This is a genomic window from Methyloceanibacter sp. (assembly GCF_049590335.1).
Lineage (GTDB): Bacteria > Pseudomonadota > Alphaproteobacteria > Rhizobiales > Methyloligellaceae > Methyloceanibacter.
Window position 1 is genome coordinate 1 of record NZ_JBAWCQ010000146.1, and the last position, 4,282, is coordinate 4,282.

The 4,282-nt window shown below is 60.1% G+C and carries 4 protein-coding genes; 3 read left to right on the top strand and 1 reads right to left on the bottom strand.

Translation table 11 applies throughout. The features are described from left to right. Nucleotides 1–247: 247 nt before the first annotated feature. Nucleotides 248–895 (bottom strand): hypothetical protein, encoded by a 648-nt coding sequence (locus tag WBQ77_RS11345; protein WP_424060322.1) that lies wholly within the window; start codon nucleotides 893–895, stop codon nucleotides 248–250. 683 nt (nucleotides 896–1,578) lie between these two features. Here WBQ77_RS11345 and WBQ77_RS11350 point away from each other — a divergent pair. The 3 genes from WBQ77_RS11350 to WBQ77_RS11360 all read left to right on the top strand — a co-directional run bounded on the left by WBQ77_RS11350 (nucleotide 1,579) and on the right by WBQ77_RS11360 (nucleotide 4,111). Next, a complete protein-coding gene (locus tag WBQ77_RS11350) occupies nucleotides 1,579–2,781 on the top strand; it encodes a pyridoxal phosphate-dependent aminotransferase (protein WP_424042885.1) in 1,203 nt (400 codons plus the stop codon). A 51-nt stretch (nucleotides 2,782–2,832) separates the two neighbouring features. After that, entirely contained in the window at nucleotides 2,833–3,069 is a 237-nt protein-coding gene (locus WBQ77_RS11355) for a TOBE domain-containing protein (RefSeq protein WP_424042886.1), read from the top strand. A gap of 115 nt (nucleotides 3,070–3,184) precedes the next feature. Then, the gene (locus WBQ77_RS11360) at nucleotides 3,185–4,111 is read left to right on the top strand and encodes an alpha/beta fold hydrolase (RefSeq protein WP_424060324.1); all 927 of its coding nucleotides are present in this window, start codon (nucleotides 3,185–3,187) and stop codon (nucleotides 4,109–4,111) included. The last annotated feature ends 171 nt before the right edge of the window (nucleotides 4,112–4,282 follow it).

A 4,282-nucleotide genomic window follows, 5' to 3' on the forward strand; every position in this document is an offset into this window, starting at 1 on the left:
GTCCCGTGCGACGTCCACGCCTCAGCCCGCGCCAGTTGTCCCCGCAGCGCCCGTCGAAGCCCCAGCGGCAGACGGTGCCGAGACGCCCGCAGGTGGCGAGACGGTCGTGCCGGAGCAGGCACCCGCAGAACAGCCGTAAAAGTCGGCTGGCCGTTAACCGGACGAGGTTGAACAGACCGGAACGTCGGCTTGGACGCCGTCTAAACGTCAAAACCGTCAACTTCTGAAGCGTTAGAGCTTCCGGCTCTTAGAGTTTGCGCTGGCTATCCTCAGGCCTGGCCGTAGGCAGGTTTTCCCGTGCCTGCTGGGTCGCCCGTAGGATCAGGCTATCTAGCGGGCTGCACTCGAACAGTCCGGCTTCGCCTTGAGCCCCTTCCGCTTCGCCCGACGCCAAATGCGGATCCACCACTGGGCGGCCCGTAACCTGGTAGACGCATGTCGCGCCGTCGCTCGCGGTGAAGGTGATGCTGTCGCCAATGCCGACCGTACCCGACCCGACATCCCCGAGAGCGATGTCACCTTCCATCGATCGGGCGATGGAATTGCCTTGTTCCGCTGGAACCGTGTTGGCCTGGCCTAGAGACACGGGCGCCGTCGTCGTATCCGTCACGTCGCGCAATGAGGCACTGAGGCCGAGACGGCGTACCGTGGCCGAGGGCAAGCGAGACATGTGTGCCGAAACGTCCTGCCAGGGCCAAGCACCGGCGATCGAGTGACCGGACAGGGCCTTGGTCCAGGCGCTTTGGCGCAAGGATTGAGCAAATCCGCCCTCATCGATCGTCGGGAGCACGTTTCGAATTTCCGAGGCCGCAAACAGCACGGCGAGCGCGGCGAAAGCCCCAAGGCCGGTCTTTGCGGCGATACGCCGGCGGCGTCTCAGCCGCGGTGCGCGCATTAATCGCTCTCGCGCCATTAGCGCTTCCTCGCGAACCGGCTCTGCGCGGCCATCGCGCACTCAGGCTGCGACCGCACGTGAAGGGCGATCATGCCGAGCGATCCAAGCAGAAAAACAAATAATGCCAAGGCTTCCGTCATTCAAAAGAGTCCCGTCACTTTCCTTTGGCTTTCTCCGGTCCTGTTTCCCAGGTTCGGGCCTCGTGGCCCTGATTTCCGGTACGGTCCCCAGCAGGGCCGGCACCCGAATAGTCCCCGACTCTACCATAGAGTTGCGCCTCCGAAAGAGGTCTTCAAAGAAGTGCCGTTGTATCTCATCTGGCGCCTGCGACGAGGTTTTCAAGGGTAAATGGGGAGGCTGTCCAAATCATACCAAATAAAATCAAGGACTTGTAGCGTCTCGATGTTCCCTCGCTCCTGAAGATCTGCGCCATGCCAGACGCGCTTGGGGCACGCAAAAGTAGAGCGAGTCACGTAGTTTTTTGACCGGTCGGCACGGTGGACGGGGGTCGTTTTCTGGGTCCCGATACGGTGTTTCGGTGCCATCCAGGCGTCGATCTCGCCTCATCGTCAAATCTATGGTGCAATGCACTTGCGGCAAATCAGGCGCACGCATAGGGTTGCCGGGATTTTCCGAAGCACATCTGCGATATTGCAGCCTTCAGAAATTTTCAGGAGCTTTACATGGGATTGGTCTCCCGCACGCTTGAACGGGTCAAGCCTTCGCCGACAATGGCCATCACGAGCAAGGCTCGTGAGATGAAAGCCGCCGGTTTCGATGTCATCGGTCTGGGCGCTGGCGAACCCGATTTCGACACCCCGGACAACATCAAAGCCGCAGCCATCGAGGCGATCAAACGGGGCGAGACGAAATACACCGCCGTCGACGGCATCCCAGAACTCAAGCAGGCGATCTGCGAGAAGTTCGCGCGCGAGAACGGCCTCGAGTACAAGCCGACGGAAGTCACGGTGGGCAGCGGCGGCAAGCACGTGCTTTACAACGCGCTGCTCGCGACGCTCGATCCGGGCGACGAGGTCGTCATTCCCGCACCTTACTGGGTGAGCTATCCGGACATCGTATTGCTCGCCGGCGCGGAGCCGGTCGTCGTCGAAACGAAGCTCGAAGACGACTTCAAGCTCATGCCCGGGGCGCTCGAAAAGGTGATCACGCCGAAGACGAAGTGGTTCATCTTCAACTCACCGTCCAACCCGACTGGATCTGCGTATACGCGCGATGAGATCAAGGCGCTCACCGATGTGCTGCTGCGCCATGAGCGGGTGTGGGTGCTGTCGGATGATATTTATGAGCACCTCGTCTATGAGGGCTTCGAATTTTCGACGCCCGCGCAGGTGGAACCCAAGCTCAAGGATCGCACCTTGACGCTGAACGGTGTGTCCAAGGCCTATTCGATGACGGGCTGGCGTATCGGGTATGCGGGCGGTCCGGCGGAACTGATCAAGGCTATCGGCAAGCTGCAGTCGCAGTCGACATCGAACCCGTGTTCGATCAGCCAGTGGGCGGCCGTGGAGGCCCTTCGTGGGCCCCAGGATTTTCTGACCGATTGGGTCAAGGCATTTCAGGAACGCCGCGACCTCGTCGTGTCCATGCTCAACGAGGCGGAAGGTATTACGTGTGCAACGCCCGAGGGCGCCTTTTATGTCTATCCGTTCTGCGCGGGAGCGATCGGCAAGAAGACACCGAAGGGCGATGCGATCGGCAACGACGGGGATTTCGCCAAGCTGCTATTGCAGGAAGAAGGCGTCGCCGTGGTTCATGGCGAGGCCTTCGGCCTCTCGCCGTTCTTCCGCATTTCCTATGCAACCGGCGTCGAATCGCTGCGAGAGGCTTGCACCCGCATCCAGCGTTTCTGTGCAAGCCTCAGCTAAGCCGTTTCTTGGGTCTGTAGAAAACGAGGCAACCAACCAAAAGGGGAGGACATGTCCGAGGAACACACGACGAAGTTCTCCAAGCTCAGCACCGCGAACCAGATCGCGGGAAAGATCATGGAGATCCGCAAAGGTGCCGTGACGGCCATCGTTTACGTGCAAATTGCCGGCGAGACGATGGTCGAGGTTAGCGTCACCATCGCGTCTCTGGAGACGCTAAAGCTATATGAGGGCAAGGCGGTCACGTTGATCATCAACCCCGTCAACATCATGATCGGCTGCGAATAGTAGCGGTCTCTCCGCTGTCTCGTAGAACTATCGCGGCATGTGCCTGCGTTGCGCGCCGCTTCGTTTGCCATTCACCCCTCGATCGCATCGATTTCGCAAGCCTATGGATAAGCGCGTGTCAGATGACCCGGATAGAATTGCCGACCGTTCCGCCCGCGCGTTGCAGATGGAGGACGGGCGGCGCATCGGCTATGCGGAATATGGCGCGCCCGACGGTCATCCGGTCATCGTGCTTCACGGCACGCCCGGTTCGAGGACGTTGTTTGCGAGCATGGCCGACGTTGCTCGTAAGATGGGCTTCAGGATCATCGCGCCGGACCGCGCCGGCTATGGCCTGTCCGACCCTCATCACCACGAAACATTGAGCGACACGGCACACGATATCCAAGCTCTGGCCAATGGCTTGGGTGTCAATCGTTTTTACCTTGTGGGGTTCTCAGGCGGCGGGCCTCATGCTTTGGCGGCGGCGCTTTTGATGAAGGACCGCATCCAGCAGGTGGCGTTGATCTCGCCCGTCGGGCTCGTCAGCGATACGGAGTACGTGTCGATGACCAGCCTGCAGCATTTTATCTTCTCGTATCTCGGACACTCCCCGGTTGCGGCGCGCACCTATTTTCATAGCGTGCGCTCGATGATCACGTGGTTCCCCCACAGTTCCGACATACTGGTTACGCAATACGCGACCGACAAGGACCGCGCCATCCTCGATCAATGCGGACTGCGCCACTCCCTGGGAACGAGCATGCGCGAGGGCTTGAATCGGTCTGTCGAAGGCGCGGTTCAGGACTTGCGCCTCTATTGCCGCCCTTGGGATTTGGCGCTGCATCAGCTCCAGACGCCTGTCTCTATCTGGCAAGGCAGCGACGACACGATCGTCCCGCCGGATGCAGCCTATCGTCTTGCGGATGTGCTGCCGAACTGCAGGCTCGAAGTCATCGATGATATGGGCCATTATTGGCTCTTTGGCTCGTTCGAACGAATTCTGGATGCTATCCGAATTGTGCCGCCGCGCCGGAACCGGGCATTCCGGACGGCTCAGTAACTCTGGTTCTTAAGACCTGATTCTAGCTTCCATGACCGTGGCGTTGACCCATTGCGCGCTTCAGACTGCGGACCTCGAAAAGTCCATCGGCTTCTACGCGCGCTATTGCAGCATGGAGATCGTCATGGAACATGGCGAGGGCGACAAACGCGTCGTCTGGCTCGCCAGCCC

Coding starts and splice junctions, on each gene's coding strand:
- WBQ77_RS11350 (WP_424042885.1), top strand. CDS start 1,579: ATGGGATTGGTCTCCCGCACGCTTGAACGGGTCAAGCCTTCGCCGACA.
- WBQ77_RS11345 (WP_424060322.1), bottom strand. CDS start 895: ATGCGCGCACCGCGGCTGAGACGCCGCCGGCGTATCGCCGCAAAGACC.
- WBQ77_RS11355 (WP_424042886.1), top strand. CDS start 2,833: ATGTCCGAGGAACACACGACGAAGTTCTCCAAGCTCAGCACCGCGAAC.